The organism is Microbacterium sp. As-52 (assembly GCF_049949185.1).
In the GTDB taxonomy this organism is placed as follows: domain Bacteria; phylum Actinomycetota; class Actinomycetes; order Actinomycetales; family Microbacteriaceae; genus Microbacterium; species Microbacterium maritypicum_A.
Genome location: NZ_CP188171.1, coordinates 328669 through 345177, shown reverse-complemented (window position 1 = coordinate 345177; position 16509 = coordinate 328669). Strand labels below are relative to the sequence as shown.

At 67.8% G+C, this 16509-nt stretch carries 16 protein-coding genes; 12 read left to right on the top strand and 4 right to left on the bottom strand.

From position 1 onward, the window contains the following. Positions 1 to 6 precede the first annotated feature (6 nt). Complete coding sequence (locus ACLFA2_RS01680) at positions 7 to 564, bottom strand: aa3-type cytochrome oxidase subunit III (protein ID WP_208323613.1); 558 nt, start codon at positions 562 to 564, stop codon at positions 7 to 9. 288 nt (positions 565 to 852) lie between these two features. Here ACLFA2_RS01680 and trpD point away from each other — a divergent pair, with 288 nt between their 5' ends. Both trpD and ACLFA2_RS01670 read left to right on the top strand, forming a co-directional pair. Next, positions 853 to 1923, top strand: coding sequence for an anthranilate phosphoribosyltransferase (gene trpD / locus ACLFA2_RS01675; RefSeq protein ID WP_029258329.1), 1071 nt, complete (start codon positions 853 to 855; stop codon positions 1921 to 1923). Positions 1924 to 1925: 2 nt separating this feature from the next. Next, positions 1926 to 2912, top strand: coding sequence for a PHP domain-containing protein (locus tag ACLFA2_RS01670; protein ID WP_426621927.1), 987 nt, complete (start codon positions 1926 to 1928; stop codon positions 2910 to 2912). A gap of 23 nt (positions 2913 to 2935) precedes the next feature. Here ACLFA2_RS01670 and ACLFA2_RS01665 read toward each other — a convergent pair whose 3' ends face one another. Continuing rightward, positions 2936 to 3874, bottom strand: a complete 939-nt coding sequence (locus ACLFA2_RS01665; RefSeq protein ID WP_426621926.1) for a 5'-3' exonuclease — start codon at positions 3872 to 3874, stop codon at positions 2936 to 2938. 88 nt (positions 3875 to 3962) lie between these two features. Here ACLFA2_RS01665 and ACLFA2_RS01660 point away from each other — a divergent pair, with 88 nt between their 5' ends. After that, positions 3963 to 4688, top strand: a complete 726-nt coding sequence (locus tag ACLFA2_RS01660) for a hypothetical protein (protein WP_426621925.1) — start codon at positions 3963 to 3965, stop codon at positions 4686 to 4688. A gap of 17 nt (positions 4689 to 4705) precedes the next feature. Here ACLFA2_RS01660 and ACLFA2_RS01655 read toward each other — a convergent pair whose 3' ends face one another. Next, the gene (locus ACLFA2_RS01655) at positions 4706 to 5311 is read right to left on the bottom strand and encodes a hypothetical protein (RefSeq protein ID WP_243844745.1); all 606 of its coding nucleotides are present in this window, start codon (positions 5309 to 5311) and stop codon (positions 4706 to 4708) included. A gap of 197 nt (positions 5312 to 5508) precedes the next feature. Next, positions 5509 to 6063 carry a hypothetical protein gene (locus ACLFA2_RS01650; protein WP_426621924.1) on the bottom strand — a complete coding sequence of 185 codons (555 nt, stop codon included), beginning with the start codon at positions 6061 to 6063 and terminating at the stop codon, positions 5509 to 5511. Between the two features lie 239 nt (positions 6064 to 6302). Between ACLFA2_RS01650 and rpsA the strand changes: the two genes are divergently transcribed. The 9 genes from rpsA (at position 6303) to ACLFA2_RS01605 (ending at position 16415) form a co-directional block, all read left to right on the top strand. After that, complete coding sequence (gene rpsA / locus ACLFA2_RS01645; RefSeq protein ID WP_021201539.1) at positions 6303 to 7757, top strand: 30S ribosomal protein S1; 1455 nt, start codon at positions 6303 to 6305, stop codon at positions 7755 to 7757. A gap of 142 nt (positions 7758 to 7899) precedes the next feature. Continuing rightward, the gene (locus ACLFA2_RS01640) at positions 7900 to 8748 is read left to right on the top strand and encodes an ABC transporter ATP-binding protein (RefSeq protein WP_426621923.1); all 849 of its coding nucleotides are present in this window, start codon (positions 7900 to 7902) and stop codon (positions 8746 to 8748) included. Continuing rightward, the gene (locus ACLFA2_RS01635) at positions 8745 to 9785 is read left to right on the top strand and encodes an aliphatic sulfonate ABC transporter substrate-binding protein (RefSeq protein WP_426621922.1); all 1041 of its coding nucleotides are present in this window, start codon (positions 8745 to 8747) and stop codon (positions 9783 to 9785) included. The genes ACLFA2_RS01640 and ACLFA2_RS01635 overlap by 4 nt, the downstream gene beginning before the upstream one ends. Beyond that, on the top strand, positions 9782 to 10642 hold the full coding sequence (locus ACLFA2_RS01630) for an ABC transporter permease (protein ID WP_136025023.1): 861 nt from the start codon (positions 9782 to 9784) through the stop codon (positions 10640 to 10642). Before ACLFA2_RS01635 ends, ACLFA2_RS01630 begins: the two co-directional genes overlap by 4 nt. Before the next feature lie 2 nt (positions 10643 to 10644). Next, entirely contained in the window at positions 10645 to 12660 is a 2016-nt protein-coding gene (gene acs / locus ACLFA2_RS01625) for an acetate--CoA ligase (protein ID WP_426621921.1), read from the top strand. Between the two features lie 29 nt (positions 12661 to 12689). After that, on the top strand, positions 12690 to 13994 hold the full coding sequence (locus tag ACLFA2_RS01620; RefSeq protein ID WP_021201534.1) for an O-acetylhomoserine aminocarboxypropyltransferase/cysteine synthase family protein: 1305 nt from the start codon (positions 12690 to 12692) through the stop codon (positions 13992 to 13994). Continuing rightward, the gene (locus tag ACLFA2_RS01615) at positions 13991 to 14569 is read left to right on the top strand and encodes a CoA-binding protein (RefSeq protein WP_021201533.1); all 579 of its coding nucleotides are present in this window, start codon (positions 13991 to 13993) and stop codon (positions 14567 to 14569) included. The genes ACLFA2_RS01620 and ACLFA2_RS01615 overlap by 4 nt, the downstream gene beginning before the upstream one ends. A 32-nt stretch (positions 14570 to 14601) precedes the next feature. Continuing rightward, positions 14602 to 15201, top strand: coding sequence for a dephospho-CoA kinase (coaE, locus tag ACLFA2_RS01610; protein WP_021201532.1), 600 nt, complete (start codon positions 14602 to 14604; stop codon positions 15199 to 15201). Then, complete coding sequence (locus tag ACLFA2_RS01605; RefSeq protein WP_021201531.1) at positions 15198 to 16415, top strand: MFS transporter; 1218 nt, start codon at positions 15198 to 15200, stop codon at positions 16413 to 16415. Before coaE ends, ACLFA2_RS01605 begins: the two co-directional genes overlap by 4 nt. Positions 16416 to 16509: the final 94 nt, after the last annotated feature.

The following is a 16509-nucleotide window of genomic DNA, read 5'->3' as shown; positions in this document are numbered from 1 at the left end:
CCGCTCTTATTTCAGGAAGTAGATAACGAGGAACAGCACGATCCAGACGACGTCGACGAAGTGCCAGTAGTAGGACACCACGATCGAGGAGGTCGCCTCCTTGTGCCGGAAGTTCTTGACGGCGTATGCGCGTCCGATGACGAGCAGGAACGCGACCAGTCCGCCGGTGACGTGCAGGGCGTGGAAGCCCGTCGTCAGGTAGAACGCGGAAGCGTACGAGTCAGCGCTGATGGGCATGCCCTCAGCAACGAGCTGGGCATACTCCCAGACCTGGCCGGAGACGAAGATCGCGCCGAGGGCGAAGGTGAGGAAGAACCACTCGACCATTCCCCATCCGAACAGGCGACGGCGTCCGGCGCCGTTCTTCTGTCCCTTGCCGATCTTGTAGGGCTGCAGGTCCTCTGCCGCGAACACGCCCATCTGGCACGTGAACGAGGAGAGTACGAGGATCGCAGTGTTCACTGCGGCGAACGGGACGTTCAGCAGCTCGGTCCGGGCCGCCCACAGCTCCGGGGAGGTGCTGCGGAGGGTGAAGTAGATCGCGAAGAGTCCCGCGAAGAACATCACCTCACTGCCGAGCCACACAATGGTGCCGACAGCTACCGGGTTGGGCCGCTTAATCGTTCTCGCCGCCGGGGCATACGTCGCTGAGGTCGTCACCCCTCCATTATGGCCGATCCGCGGGCGTGATTCTTGCACCGGCGACCTTCGAGTTGCCGGTCGACGACTTAGGAGACCCTAAGAAAACACTGCGAATACCCGGTGAATCCGCGGGAAACAAGGGGTGGGGGTGGGGTGCACGTGTGTTCGGAAGCATCTGCATGTTTTCTCTGCGCCGATAGGATCGCACACATGGCTGATTCCCTGACCTGGTCCGACGTGCTCACCTCTCTTCTGGAGCGTCGCGATCTCAGCGTGTGGGAGTCGACGTGGGCCATGCGGCAGATCATGCAGGGCAGCGTCACGGAGGCCCAGCTGGCAGGATTCCTCGTCGCTCTTCGTGCCAAGGGGGAGACGATCGACGAGATCGTCGGCTTCCGCGACGCGATCCTCGAGGCCGCGGTCCCTCTTCCCGTCTCTCCTGATGTGCTCGACATCGTCGGGACGGGCGGCGACCGCGTCGGCACGGTGAACGTCTCGACCACGGCGGCGATCATCATCGGCGCCACCGGCGTGCCCGTCGTCAAGCACGGCAACCGTGCGGCGAGTTCGGCTTCCGGCTCCTCAGACGTGCTCGGTGCTCTCGGCCTCGAGCTGTCACTCGACCCCGCCGCCGTCGCTTCCATCCTCGACCGCACCGGGATCACCTTCGCGTGGGCGGGCGCGTTCCACCCCGGCTTCAAGCACGCAGGATCCGTCCGCGCGGAGCTCGGGGTTCCCACCGTCTTCAACATGCTCGGGCCGCTGTGCAACCCTGCGCGCGCCGAAGCCAACGCCGTGGGTGTCGCGCAGATCGAGCGCGTACCGCTGATCACCGGCGTCTTCCGGACCCGCGGCGCGACCGCGCTGGTGTTCCGAGGCGACGACGGACTCGACGAGCTCACCACGACCGGCCACAGCCGCATCTGGGAGGTCACCCGCGGGGACATCCACGAGCACGACCTCGACCCCCGTGACCTCGACATCCCGATCGCCGACCTGGCCGACCTGATCGGCGGATCTCCGCAGCACAACGCGGAGGTGCTTCGACGGACGCTGGCGGGGGAGACCGGGGCGGTGCGCGACATCGTGCTGCTCAATGCGGCGGCGGGCATCGTCGCGTTCGAACTCTCCCAGGACGCCATGCAGGTGCAGCGCCCGATCCTCGAAAGACTGCGCGAGGGGTACGACAAGGCATCGGCGGCGGTCGACGACGGCCGTGCCCTGGCCAAGCTCGACCAGTGGATCTCCGTCAGTCGCGAGCTGGCGGCCCCGAAGGAGTGACCGTGGATCCCGTCGACGCCCTGCTGGAGATCGCCTCTCTTCTGGAGCGCGAGCGGGCCTCACGGTACCGAGCGAAGGCTTTTCGTCAGGCTGCGGCGACCCTGCAGGATCTCCCGGACGACGTCCGGGCCGATCCCACCCGCCTGAGAGCGGCGAAGGGCATCGGAGAATCCACCTTCGCGGTGATCCGTCAGGCGCAGGCCGGGCAGGTTCCGGACTACCTCGTCGAGCTGCGTGGCGACGTCGAACCTGAGCGTGTCTCGCTGCTGCGCACGAAGCTGCGCGGCGACCTGCACGCTCACACCGACTGGTCCGACGGCACTACTCCCATCTCTGTCATGGCAGCGGCAGCTCGCGCGTTGGGCCATGAGTATCAGGCGATAACGGATCACTCGCCGCGTCTTCGGGTGGCCAGAGGGCTCTCGGCCGAGCGGCTTCGGGAGCAGATGCCCTTGGTGCGTGCGGAGTCCGGTGACGGTTTCACCCTGCTCGCCGGCATCGAGGTCGACATCCTCGAGGACGGCGCTCTCGACCAGGAGGACTCCCTGCTCCGCGAACTGGACATCGTCGTGGCATCGGTGCATTCGAAGTTGCGGATGGACTCGCGTCCGATGACCGCACGCATGATCGCCGCGGTGTCGCACCCCAGGGTAAACGTGCTCGGGCACTGCACCGGGCGCCTGGTGCAGGGGGAACGAGGGACCCGCGCGCAGTCGGCGTTCGACGCGGCGGCGGTCTTCGCCGCATGCGCGGACAACGGAGTGGCGGTCGAGATCAACTCGCGCCCCGAGCGTCAGGATCCGCCGGATGAACTGATCGCGATCGCGCTCGAAGCAGGATGCCTTTTCTCCATCGACTCGGATGCGCATGCTCCCGGTCAGCTCTCGTTGCTGGACCACGGCGCGGAGCGAGCCGAGCGCGCGGGGATTCCCGCCTCCCGGATCGTGACGACCTGGGGACTCTCCCGGCTTCTCGCCTGGGCGGAATAGGTGCAGCTGCGGTTGACCGGGGGTCAGCCGGACGCGAGGGCGGCCTTCGACATCGCTGCCACCGCGCGCGTCATCGAGCCGCCGAGGTTCCACTTCTCGGCGAGAGCCGTCGCCGCATCGACCTCCGCGGGATCGAGCACCCGCAACGGGATATCGGGCGTCGTGATGGGAAGCGACGTGGCGACCGCGACCACGGTGGGGGCCACATCGAGGTAGGCGGATGCGGCGAGCACCTTCGCCCGCACCCCGGCGCTCATGCCCTCTCCGGCCTCGGCGGCGGCGCGGATGCCCTCGAGGTCGGCGTGGGTCTGCAGCAGCGTCGCGGCGGTCTTCTCACCGATCCCGGCCACACCGGGAAGACCGTCTGAGGCGTCGCCGCGCATGGTGGCGAAGTCGGCATACTGCGAGGGGAGCACCCCGTACTTCGCGACCACGGTCGCATCGGTCACGACCTCGAGATTGCTCATGCCGCGCGCGGTGTAGATGACCCGCACATCGCGGGAGTCGTCGACGAGCTGGAACAGATCGCGGTCTCCGGTGACGATGTCGACCGGCATCGTCGCTCCGGTCGCGAGCGTGCCGATGACGTCGTCGGCCTCGTGCTCCGCCACCCCGATGATCGGGATCCCGATCGCGGCGAGCGTCTCCCGGATGAGGGGGATCTGCGCTTCGAGGGGGTCGGGGACCTCTTCGATGTCAGGTCCGACCTCGACGACCTCGACGACACGGTGCGTCTTGTAGCTGGGGATCAGATCGACGCGCCATTGCGGGCGCCAGTCGTCATCCCAGCAGGCGATGACATGGGTGGGCTCGTAGAGCGTGACGAGCTTCGCGATGATGTCGAGCAGACCGCGCGCCGCGTTGATCGGAGCGCCGTCGGGCGCCGTCACCTTGTCGGGGACGCCGTAGAAGGCGCGGAAGTAGAGGCTGGCGGTGTCGAGCAGCATGAGGCGATCGGTCACCAGCACAGTCTGGCACGGGCGTGCGACACGGGCCGGTGGTCGCGGGCCGGAGAGTGAGACGATCCGCGCGGTTGCGACACTCACGGGTATGACAGCTTCTCTTCGCACGTTCTCGTCCCTCGTCCTGGGCGGGGTGGTGCTCGCCGCGGCACTGAGTGGATGCGCCATGTCGGCGGGCACCTCTCCTGTCCCGGAATCGACGTCCGCTCCGGACACCTCCGACACGTCACACGCACCGCAGGCGGCATGGCTGGATGCGACGTCGTTCGTCGTGAAGACATGGGGCGATGCGTGCGCTCCGCAGATCGGGGACATCGTCGCGGGGGACCAATCGCTCGAGCTCGTTCTCGTCGACGGCACGGATGAGGTGTGCGCGGCAGTGCAGACCGCTCACGGGATGTACGTCGGGCTGCCGGCGGCGTTCGACTCCTCGCGACCTGTCGAGCTGACAGTGACGGATCCCGGGGGAGAGACCACGGAACTGACGCTTCCCGGACTCGTGTCAGGAGAGATCATCCCGGCCGGTCGGATGCCCGAGCAGACACCCGCAGCGGCATGGATCGACGCGCATGAACTCGCGGTCCTCACCTGGGGATCGTCGACCTGCATGCCTGCCTCCGGGGCCGTCGAGGCCGTCAGCGAGAACGAGGCGATCGTTCGGCTGGAGGAGAGCGCGAACGAGGTCTGCACGATGGATCTGGTTCCGCAGATCACGTTCGTGACGGCGGTGGGCATCGACCAGGACGCGAAACTGACGCTCGACGGATACGTCGATGCGGACGGCGCCCCGGTCGTCGTGACCATCGCGCGCTAGCTCTTCTTCGATGTCGCTCAGCAGCCTGGGGCCGATGGGCGCTGTTCGCAGGTGAAGGCCACGAGTGCGGTGTGGGCCTCGAAGATGCGTATTTCCCGTGCGGGGCCCGGGATCGTGAGTCGACCGGCGACCGGGAACCAGCCGCCGCCGAGGTCGACCTCCGCGGCGTAGCGGACGGTGACATGCGCCTGGTAGGTGCCGCGCTCGCGATAGACGTGGCTCGTCGCGGTCGGGGTGAACGGCGCCTGACCGAGCGCCGACCAGGTCTGTCCGCCGGTGCTCGATGTCGCAGAGGTGCCGTCGCCGTGCACGAACTCATAGTCGACAGGTGTGAACCGCACCGAGAGAGGGGCGCCGAAAAGGGTGCCCGAGCGCGTGTGCGCGGACGCCGCCGCGACGAAGTTCGTCGGCATCCCGGCCACACCGACGTTGTCGGGCTCGCCGACGTTCGCGACCGGATCGGGAGCGAATTGTGCGAGGTCGTCGATCGTGATCGCCGGGGCGGCGGGCTCATCCGTCGCCGGTGGCGGGGGTGACGTCGGTTCCTCGTCGACCGCGGCGCGAAAGCAGCTGCGGGAGCTGTTCCAGTCGTCGAGACACGAATCGAAGTCGAACTCGTGCACCGGGAAAGCCGGAGAGGTCGGGGTGGACGGGGACCCTCCGCCCGGGGCGTTGTTGTGTGGGCTGCCGGAAGAGGGCTGGGTCTGGGTGCCGGAGATTACAACCGTCTTCCCGTCCGTGCCTGTTAGTAGATCACTTCCGCCATCGCTGCTGCCAGAGCTCGCCGAGGTAAACAAGGAAAGGCCCACGGACACCGCTGCTAAAGCCCGGAGCATGTAGTGCCCTCGACACTCTCGACTTCGTCGACCCGAAGGTGGTCACCATCCCATTTGAAGGTCGTCTCGATCTCGTACATGTCAGGGCGGTCGGAATTGACTACGGAGGTGCCGGATGCGTCGAGTACCGTGACGCCGCTGACATCGACACAAATGATTGCATCTACGACCTCAAGCGCCTCCCTGGCGGCTTGTCCAACGAAACGGGTCACCACCGCGTCGCCGCTGATCGAATAACCTTCGGCGTGCATCGTCGAGAAGTTCTCTCGGTCAGCTCTTTGGACTCCGCCACTTGAAAAGGCGTACGTGCTGTCAAACGTGTCAGGGTTTGCGGGTTCCACAGCGTTCAATGCGTCCGTGTAGGCCCGGTACGTCGCCTCCGCGGCGGCGAAGGCTTCTTCTTCCGAGGCGAAGGCTGCGGTCGGCGTCGGCGTCGGAGCCGGAGTCGGCGCGCAGCCCGCGAGTGTCACGGCAACGGCGACCGTCGTGAGAGCGCCGAGGCGACGGGACATGGCGAGCGGAGGAGTCGGCGAGATCACCCCGTCACGGTAGCCCGGAGCGCGTCGGGCCCGGGGGAGTTATCCACAGGTCGGTGCCCGTCGGAATCCGACTCCTGCAGTATCCGAACTTCTGATAGCCTTAACCGTCACTCGTGGCGTGCATGCGCGTGCCCTCGTGACGAGAAAACCAAAATCCAACTGCTGTGAAGCATGCAGTCGGCCGTGCGCGGTCGTTGCCTCCCAGCCCGAGTCTCCATTCAACAAGGACAACCCACTACATGACTACCGCAACGACCGCCCCGGCCACCAAGCAGGTCGCCATCAACGACATCGGATCTGCTGAGGACTTCCTGGCCGCGGTCGAGAAGACCCTGAAGTTCTTCAACGACGGCGACATCATCGAAGGCACGATCGTCAAGATCGACCGCGATGAGGTCCTCCTCGATGTCGGCTACAAGACCGAGGGTGTCATCCCCTCGCGCGAGCTCTCGATCAAGCACGACGTCGACCCCAACGAGGTCGTCGCTGTCGGCGATCTGGTCGAGGCCCTCGTTCTCCAGAAGGAGGACAAGGAAGGCCGTCTGATCCTCTCCAAGAAGCGCGCACAGTACGAGCGTGCCTGGGGAGACGTCGAGAAGATCAAGGAGAACGACGGCGTCGTCACCGGTACGGTCATCGAGGTCGTCAAGGGTGGACTCATCGTCGACATCGGCCTCCGTGGCTTCCTGCCGGCTTCGCTCATCGAGCTGCGCCGCGTCCGCGACCTCACGCCGTACCTCGGCCAGGAGATCGAGGCCAAGATCCTCGAGCTCGACAAGAACCGCAACAACGTCGTCCTGAGCCGCCGTGCGCTGCTCGAGCAGACGCAGTCGGAGTCGCGCACCACGTTCCTGAACAACCTGCACAAGGGTCAGGTCCGCAAGGGTGTCGTCTCGTCGATCGTCAACTTCGGTGCGTTCGTCGACCTGGGCGGCGTGGACGGCCTCGTGCACGTCTCCGAGCTGTCCTGGAAGCACATCGAGCACGCCTCCGAGGTCGTCGAGGTGGGCCAGGAGGTCACCGTCGAGATCCTCGAGGTCGACCTCGACCGCGAGCGCGTCTCCCTGTCGCTGAAGGCGACGCAGGAGGACCCGTGGCAGGTCTTCGCCCGTACCCACGCGATCGGACAGGTCACGCCGGGTAAGGTCACCAAGCTCGTCCCGTTCGGTGCATTCGTTCGCGTCGCAGACGGCATCGAGGGCCTCGTCCACATCTCCGAGCTCTCCAGCAAGCACGTGGAGCTGGCTGAGCAGGTCGTGTCGGTCGGCGAAGAGGTCTTCGTCAAGGTCATCGACATCGACCTCGAGCGTCGTCGCATCTCGCTGTCGCTGAAGCAGGCCAACGAGTCGGTCGACCCCAACGGCACCGAGTTCGACCCGGCCCTGTACGGCATGCTCGCCGAGTACGACGAGAACGGCGAGTACAAGTACCCGGAGGGCTTCGACGCCGAGACCGGTGCGTGGAAGGAAGGCTTCGACGCCCAGCGCGAGGCATGGGAGCAGGAGTACGCTGCAGCCCAGGCTCGCTGGGAGGCGCACAAGGCTCAGGTCGTCAAGGCGGCCGAGGCCGAGGCTGCGGCCGGAGACGACTTCGGTGGTCAGACCTTCACCAGCGAGGCTGCCGGCGCCGGCACCCTCGCGGACGACGAGGCTCTCGCCGCTCTGCGCGAGAAGCTCTCGGGCGGCAACGCTTAAGCAGCATTCGGGAACGGGTCGTCACCTCGCCTTCGGGCGGGTGTGGCGGCCCGTTTCGCATATCTCCACCACGGAATCCCGCGCGTGACGCAACATTACGACGGCATTCGTGACAACCGATCCGCTCGGCCAGCATGGGCGTATGACCACCCTGCTGCCCGCACCGCGCACCGCCGCCGCTCCGACGGCGGTGGGTACGGCACAGGCCGTTCGGCTCGAAGGCATCGAACGATCGTTTCCTCTGCCGCACGGCCACCGCGACGTGCTGCGGGGCGTCGACGTCGACATAGCCGCCGGTGAGATCGTCGCCGTCGTCGGGCCCTCCGGCTGCGGCAAGTCGACCCTGCTGCGCCTCGTCGGAGGTCTGGACGCGCCGACACGAGGCGGCATCCGACTCGACGACACGCCCGTCGCCGACGTGGATGAGCGCACGGCCGTGGCGTTCCAGGAGCCGAGGCTGCTCCCGTGGCGCACGATCGCACAGAACGTCGAACTCGGCCTCCCGCGGGGCACCGCACGCCGCCTCGGCCGCGAACGCGTCCGTGAGCTGCTGCAGCTGGTCGGCCTCGATCATGCGACGGATCAGCATCCGCGCGAGGTGTCCGGCGGCATGGCCCAGCGCGCATCCCTGGCCAGGGCTCTCGCCCGGAACCCCGGCGTGCTCCTGCTCGACGAGCCTTTCGGAGCGCTCGACGCGCTGACGCGCCTGCGCATGCACGATCTGCTGCTGAAGATCCACTCCGCGGAGCCCACCACGATCCTCCTCGTCACGCACGATGTGGAAGAAGCCCTCTATCTCGCCGACCGTGTCCTCCTGCTGCGCACGCTGGGCGCGGCCGACGGCGACGGGTCCTCCATCGCCCGCACGATCACCGTTCCGGGCATCCGCCCCAGAGACCGCGCCGATCGCGGTCTCGCCGACCTGCGCGCCGACCTTCTCGAAGGCCTCGGCGTCGACACCCACCACCGCACCGCCGAGGAGACCCGATGAGCATCACCACCCGCCGAATCATCCCCGCGATCGCGATCGCCGGGACGATGATGCTCGTCGCGACCGGCTGCGTCGCGGGAGAGAACGCCGCGGCCACCGACACGAAGCCCACCTCCGGGACCACCGAGTGGTCGTCCGACACGTTGTCGATCGACTTCGCGACATACAACCCGCTGAGCCTCGTGATCCGTGACCAGGGCATCCTCGAAGATATCCTCGGCGATGACGTCGCCGTCGAGTGGGTGCAGTCCGCCGGCTCCAACAAGGCCAACGAACTGCTGCGCTCCGGCTCGGTCGACGTCGGCTCGACCGCGGGATCCGCGGCGCTCCTTGCCCGTGCCAACGGCTCGCCCATCCAGGTCATCGACATCTTCTCGCAGCCGGAGTGGGCGGCCATCGTCGTCGGACCGGACAGCGATATCACGTCGATCGAAGATCTGAAGGGCGCCTCCGTGGCTGCCACCAAGGGCACCGATCCCTACTTCTTCCTGCTGCAGGCGCTCGAAGAGGGCGGCCTGTCGCTCTCGGACGTCGAGGTGCAGAACCTGCAGCACGCCGACGGCCGGGCGGCTCTCGACGGCGGTTCGGTCGACGCGTGGTCGGGTCTCGACCCGATCATGGCCGCGGCCGAGGCAGAGTCGGGTGACAAGCTCATCTACCGCAACGTCGACTTCAACACGTACGGCTTCCTCAACGCCACCGAGGACTTCACCACGAACCACCCCGACCTCGCGCAGGCGGTCGTCGACGCCTACGAGCAGGCACGCGAGTGGGCGCTGGAGAACCCCGACAAGACTGCGGCGCTCCTGGCCGAGGTCGCCGGCATCGACCTCGGCGTCGCCACCACCGTGATCGAGGAGCGCTCGAACCTCGACGTGAGCGGCGTCCCCGGCGACGACCAGATCGCCGTGCTCGAGAAGATCGCCCCCGTGCTCGTGGAGTCCGGCGACGTGCAGGGCGGCAAGGACTCCGTCGACAAGGCGCTCTCCTCGATCGTGAACGCGACCTTCGCCGAAAAGGCGGTCGACGGCGAGTGAGTGAACTCGACCAGCGCGTGATCGTGCCCGCCGACTCGCGGGACGCGCTCGACTTCGCGAAAGGCGACCTCAGGCGGCCCGATGCCGCTGCCCGGCGCACCTGGGACCGTCCGGTCGTTCGCATCGTCGCCGGCCTCCTCCTCCCGGCGATCATCCTGATCGTCTGGCAGGTCGTCACGACGAACGGGCTCATCCCGCCCTACCGCCTGCCCACGCCCGCCTCGGTCTTCCAGGCCGGTGTCGAGCTCGCGGAGAGCGGCCAGCTCTGGACCCACATCGCCATCTCCGTCCAGCGCGTGCTGCTCGGATTCGCGATCGGCTCCCTGATCGGTCTCGCCGCGGCGGGAGTGGTGGGGCTGTCCCGGCTCGGCGACGTGCTGCTGAGCCCGACGCTCGCCGCCATCCGCGCCGTGCCGTCGCTGGCCTGGGTGCCGCTGCTGATCCTCTGGATGCAGATCGGGGAGGAGTCCAAGGTCACGCTCATCGCGATCGGGGCGTTCTTCCCCGTCTACACCACGGTCGCCTCCGCACTCCGGCATGTCGACCCGCAGCTCGTCGAGGCCGGACGCTCGTTCAGCCTGCGCGGATGGTCGTTGTTCCGCATCGTGCAGCTGCCCGCGGTCGTGCCGTCCGTCGTCTCCGGCCTCCGTCTCGCGCTGGCCCAGGCGTGGTTGTTCCTGGTCGCCGCTGAGCTCATCGCTTCGTCCATGGGGCTCGGCTTCCTGCTCACGGATTCTCAGAACAGCGGTCGAGTGGACCGCATCCTTCTCTCGATCGTGCTGTTGGCTCTGCTCGGCACCATCACCAACGGCGTTCTCGTGCTGGTGGAGAAGTACCTGCTCCGTCGGTGGGTGTGAGCATGACCGAGGTTCGATTGCAGGAGGCTCGCGTCTACGAGCCGTCGGACCACTTCCCACACGCGAACGTGACGGCGGAGGCGTACGCCCGCGCCGCGGCGGACCCCATCGCCTTCTGGGAGGATGCGGCTCGACGGCTCGACTGGGCGGAGCCCTGGCACACACCCCATGAGTGGGAGCCGCCGAGCGGAGATGCGATGCCTGCGGCGCGCTGGTTCACCGGAGGCACGCTCAACGTGGCCGTCAACTGCGTCGACCGGCACGTGGAGTCCGGCCGAGGCGACAAGATCGCCCTGCACTTCGAGGGGGAGCCGGGCGACCGTGTCGCGGTGACGTACTCCGACCTGCGGCAGCGCGTGTGCCGCGCCGCCAACGCCCTCGTGGCGCTCGGCGTCGAGGCGGGCGACCGTGTCGTGATCTACCTTCCCGTGCTCGTCGAGACGATCGTGATCACGCTGGCCTGCGCGCGGATCGGCGCCGTGCACTCGCTGGTCTTCGGGGGCTTCTCCGCCGAAGCCGTGCGCTTCCGCCTCGAAGACACCGGTGCGAAGCTGCTGGTCACGAGCGACGGGCAGTACCGACGCGGCGCTGCCACCGAGATCAAGTCCACGGCCGATGTCGCCGCGTCCGGTCTTCCCTCACTCGAGCACGTGCTGGTGCTCCGGCGCACCGGACAGGACGTGCCGTGGACAGAAGGGCGCGATGTCTGGTGGCATGACATCGTCGACACCGCTTCGGCTGTGCACGACGCGCAGCCGTTCGAGGCCGAGCATCCGCTCTTCATCATCTACACCTCCGGCACCACCGGGAAGCCGAAGGGCCTCGTTCACACGTCGGGCGGCTATCTCACGCAGGCGAGCTGGGCGCACTGGGCGCACTTCGATGCGAAGCCCGACGACGTGCACTGGTGCACCGCAGACCTCGCCTGGGTCACCGCGCACACCTACGAGATCTACGGACCGCTCTCGAACGGCCTCACCCAGGTCATCTACGAGGGGACCCCGGATTCTCCGCACCGGGAGCGCCATCTCGAGATCATCGAGCGATACGGGGTGACTGTGTACTACACGGCCCCCACCCTCATCCGCACCTTCATGACCTGGTTCGGCACGCAGCTCCCCACCAGGCACGATCTCTCGACCCTTCGCCTGCTCGGCACGGTCGGCGAGGCGATCAACCCCGAAGCCTGGGTGTGGTTCCGCCGCAACTTCGGCCGTGACGAGCTTCCGGTGATCGATACGTGGTGGCAGTCCGAGACGGGCGCCGCGATGATCGCGCCGCTGCCCGGGGTCACACGACTCAAGCCGGGCTCGGCGTCGGTGCCCCTGCCGGGGATCGACGTCGCGGTGGTCGACGAGGACGGACGCGAGGTCGAACCCGGCCGCTCCGGAACGCTCGTGGTCCGCCGCCCGTGGCCCGGGATGGCTCGCACGGTGTGGGGTGACCCGAAGCGCTACCGCGACGCCTACTGGTCGGCGTATGCCGGTCACGGCGAGTTCGGTGGCTTCTACGTCGCCGGAGACGGTGCGACGCGAGACGCCGACGGGTACATCTGGATCCTCGGCCGACTCGACGACGTCGTCAACGTCTCCGGACACCGGCTCTCCACCATCGAGATCGAATCGGCTCTCGTCGCGCATGCCACCGTCGGTGAAGCCGGCTCCGCCGGCGTGTCCGACCCGATCACCGGGCAGGCCGTCGTCGCGTTCGTGACACCGTCGGGCCGCGCAGAAGTGACGCCGGCCGACCTGCGTGCGCAGGTCGCGCAGTCGATCGGCCCTGTCGCCAAGCCAAAGCACATCGTGGTGGTACCGGACCTCCCCAAGACACGCTCGGGCAAGATCATGCGGCGACTCCTGGCGCAGCTGTGGGAGGCCGAGCAGGACCGCCGAGCAGGTCGCGATGCCCAGCCGCTCGGAGACACGACCTCGCTGCAGAACCCCTGGGCCGTCGACGACATCGCCAACGTGCTCGGTAGCGCTGAACTCTCGACACCGCTGAACTCTCGACACCGCTGAACTCTCGATACCGCTGAACTGAGGACATCATGACGGAAGAACATCGCTTCGGGTTCCGTACCCGGGCCCTGCACGCCGGCGGAACCCCTGACGCCTCGACCGGCGCGCGGGCGGTGCCGATCTATCAGACGACATCGTTCGTGTTCGACGACGCGGCGGACGCCGGCAACCTCTTCGCGCTGCAGAAGTACGGCAACATCTACTCCCGGATAGGCAACCCCACGGTCGCGGCCCTCGAGGAGCGTCTGGCGTCACTCGAAGGCGGGATCGGCGCCGTCGCCACCGCATCCGGGATGAGCGCGGAGTTCATCACGTTCGCAGCCCTCGTCGGCGTGGGTGACCACGTCGTCGCCGCTGCGCAGTTGTACGGCGGCACCGTGACTCAGCTGGACGTGACGCTGCGCCGCTTCGGTGTGGAGACCACATTCGTCGCCTCGACCGATCCTGCCGACTTCGCCGCCGCTATCCGTCCTGAGACGAAGGTCGTCTACGTCGAGATGATCGGCAACCCCTCGGGAGAGATCGCCGACGTCGAAGGACTGGCGGCCGTCGCCCATGCGGCCGGTGTGCCGCTCGTGGTCGATGCGACGCTGGCGACCCCGTACCTCGCGCGTCCCCTCGAGCACGGCGCCGACATCGTCATCCACTCCGTGACGAAGTTCCTCGGCGGACACGGCACCACGCTCGGCGGCGTCGTCATCGAGAAGGGCACGTTCGACTGGGGCAACGGCAAGTTCCCGCAGATGACCGAACCCGTCGACTCGTACGGCGGCATCAAGTGGTGGGACAACTTCGGGGAGTACGGCTTCCTCACCAAGCTCCGATCCGAACAGCTGCGCGACATCGGCCCCGCGCTCAGTCCGCAGTCGGCGTTCAATCTGCTCCAGGGCATCGAGACCCTTCCGCAGCGCATCGACGCGCACCTCGCGAACGCCCGAGTCGTCGCCGACTGGCTCGCCTCCGACCCGCGGGTCGCCTACGTGACCTGGGCAGGGCTCGAAGGACACCCGCATCATGAGCGTGCGGCCAAGTACCTGCCCCTCGGGCCCGGTTCGGTGTTCGCCTTCGGGGTCGCGGCCGAAGACGGGAGGGCGGCGGGGGAGACGCTGATCGAGAACCTCCAGCTGGCCTCCCACCTCGCGAACATCGGAGATGCCCGCACCCTGGTCATCCACCCGGCGTCGACGACACATCGCCAACTCACCGAGGAGCAGCTCGTCGCCGCAGGCGTGCGTGCAGATCTGATCCGCATATCGGTCGGACTGGAAGACGCCGACGACATCATCTGGGACCTCGACCAGGCTCTCACCACGGCGACAGGAACGAACCGATGAACGCGACGACATCGGGCGATGCGTGCGCGCTCCCCACCGTGACGGATGCTGCGGCCTGCGCGCTGCCCGGCGCGACGGCGACCATCCCCGGGCGCACCTGGATCGGGCCGAGCCAGCAAGAGCGCTTCGGTCTGCTGCGACGCGCGACATCCATCGCGATCGTCGGCGCCTCGAACAATCCTGCGCGTGCGTCGTACTTCGTGGCGACATACCTGCTCTCCAGCACGGCCTATGACGTCTACCTCGTGAACCCCCGAGAGACCCGGATCCTGGGGCAGCCCGTGTACGCGACGCTGAGCGACCTCCCCGTGGTACCCGACATCGTGGACGTGTTCCGTCGGCATGATGACCTTCCCGGCATCGCTCAGGAGGCGATCGAGGTGGGTGCCCAGACGCTGTGGCTGCAGCTGGGGTCCTGGAACGAGGACGCGGCGGCCATCGCGGAACGTGCAGGTCTCTCGGTGGTCATGGACCGGTGCATCAAGATCGAGCACGCGCGGTTCCACGGCGGCCTGCATCTGGCGGGCTTCGACACGGGCGTGATCAGCTCGCGCCGTCAGCTGCTCGCGAGGTGAGGAGCGGCCGCAGCGAACCTTAGACTGGCGGCATGCCCCTCATCGCGCTCACCGGCGGCATCGCCTCCGGGAAGTCGACCATCGCCCGGCGTCTGGCGGAGCACGGCGCCATCGTCGTCGATGCCGATCAGATCGTGCGTGACGTGCAGTCGCCCGGGTCGCCTGTGCTCGTGCGGATCGCCGAGACCTTCGGTGCCGATGTCATCGCGCCCGACGGCTCTCTCGACAGGGCGGCGCTCGGCGCGAAGGTCTTCGGCGACGCCGACCTCCTCGCGCAGCTGAACGCGATCGTGCATCCGGCGGTGCGCGAAGAGTCGCAGCGCCGCTTCGACGCGGCCTTCGCCGACGATGCCGACGCGGTCGTCGTCTACGACGTGCCCCTTCTTGTCGAAGCACGGGTGGACGACCCCTGGGACCTCATCGTGGTCGCGCACGCCCCGGCCGCTGTGCGTCGGCAGCGACTCGTCGAGCTGCGCGGGATGGACGAGCGCGCGGCGCAGGACCGGATAGACGCCCAGGTCTCCGACGAAAGACGTCTCGCGATCGCCGATGTGGTGATCGACACGTCCGACTCTCTCGAGCGCACACGCGCGCAGACGGATTCCCTCTGGGAGCGGATCAGCGCACGGTGACCTTCTCCGGTCACGCCCCGGGCTCCCGCGAGTATCGGCGTCTCATCGTCGGTCTGTTCTTCGCGGGGATCGCGACGTTCGCACAGCTCTACTCGGCCCAGGCCGTGCTGCCGCAGATCTCCTCCGATCTCGCGGTCGCCCCGGCGACGGCAGCCCTGAGCGTGTCTGCCGCGACGCTCGGCCTCGCGCTCGCGGTCATCCCCTGGTCGGTGGTCGCTGATCGCATCGGTCGTGTGCCCGCCATGGCCACGGGCGTGCTCACAGCCACGGTGTTCGGTCTCACCGCCCCGCTGAGCGGCGAGATCGGGATGCTTCTCGTCCTGCGTTTCGCGGAAGGGGTGGCGCTGGGAGCGGTGCCGGCTGTGGCGCTCGCCTATCTCAGCGAGGAGGTGGAGGCCCGCCACGCCGCCGCTGCGGCGGGAAGCTACATCGCCGGGACCACGGTCGGTGGTCTGCTCGGCCGCATCGCGTCGGGGATCGTCGGGGAGGTCGGCGGATGGCGCGCCGGCATCCTGTCGGTCGCCGTGATGTGCGCGGTCGCCGCCGCGCTGTTCCTCTGGCTCACTCCGCGCGCCAGGGGGTTCGTCCCCGGTCGTCTGCGCGCCGATCGCGGGCCCGGCATCCTGGAGAAGCTGCGTGCGCCGTTGCGCTCGCCCTTGCAGTGGGCGCTGTACGCGCAGGGATTCCTGCTGATGGGCGCTTTCGTGGCGGTCTACAACTACCTCGGCTTCCATCTGTCGGCCGAACCGTTCGTGCTGCCCGCCTGGGTGGTCACGCTGCTCTTCCTCGCCTACCTGGCCGGCACGGTCTCGTCTCCCTGGGCCGGGGCGCTCGCCTCGCGGGTCGGGCGCTTCCCCGTGCTGCTCGCCTCGATCGCTGTGATGGCCGCGGGCGCCGGCCTGCTGCTCGTGCCGGTGGCGACGATCGTGCTGGGCGGTCTCGTGCTCTTCACGGCCGGGTTCTTCGGAGCCCATGCCGTCGCCTCCGGATGGACGCCGGTCGCGGCAGGCCCCGCCAGTCGGGCCCAGGCGTCGTCGCTGTACTACTTCGCCTACTACGCCGGGTCGAGCCTGTTCGGGTGGATGCTCGGCCTCGTGTTCGGCGCCGCGAACTGGGGCTGGTTCGTCGCCGTCATCGTCGCGATGTGCGGCGTGGCTGCTCTCGCGGCCGTCTCGGCTCTGCGCGGCGCACCCACAGGGCAGTCGTCTTCCTGAAAGAAACTCCTCATGCTGTCGCGGCGGGCGACGCCGTGCGCATGGATGAGACCGGGGTGGATCCCTCTTGACGGCCTCGATGTCGGAGGGGCGG

Coding starts and splice junctions, on each gene's coding strand:
- ACLFA2_RS01680 (WP_208323613.1), bottom strand. CDS start 564: ATGTTCTTCGCGGGACTCTTCGCGATCTACTTCACCCTCCGCAGCACC.
- trpD (WP_029258329.1), top strand. CDS start 853: ATGGCTGATTCCCTGACCTGGTCCGACGTGCTCACCTCTCTTCTGGAG.
- ACLFA2_RS01660 (WP_426621925.1), top strand. CDS start 3,963: ATGACAGCTTCTCTTCGCACGTTCTCGTCCCTCGTCCTGGGCGGGGTG.
- rpsA (WP_021201539.1), top strand. CDS start 6,303: ATGACTACCGCAACGACCGCCCCGGCCACCAAGCAGGTCGCCATCAAC.
- ACLFA2_RS01640 (WP_426621923.1), top strand. CDS start 7,900: ATGACCACCCTGCTGCCCGCACCGCGCACCGCCGCCGCTCCGACGGCG.
- ACLFA2_RS01635 (WP_426621922.1), top strand. CDS start 8,745: ATGAGCATCACCACCCGCCGAATCATCCCCGCGATCGCGATCGCCGGG.
- acs (WP_426621921.1), top strand. CDS start 10,645: ATGACCGAGGTTCGATTGCAGGAGGCTCGCGTCTACGAGCCGTCGGAC.
- ACLFA2_RS01620 (WP_021201534.1), top strand. CDS start 12,690: ATGACGGAAGAACATCGCTTCGGGTTCCGTACCCGGGCCCTGCACGCC.
- ACLFA2_RS01615 (WP_021201533.1), top strand. CDS start 13,991: ATGAACGCGACGACATCGGGCGATGCGTGCGCGCTCCCCACCGTGACG.
- coaE (WP_021201532.1), top strand. CDS start 14,602: ATGCCCCTCATCGCGCTCACCGGCGGCATCGCCTCCGGGAAGTCGACC.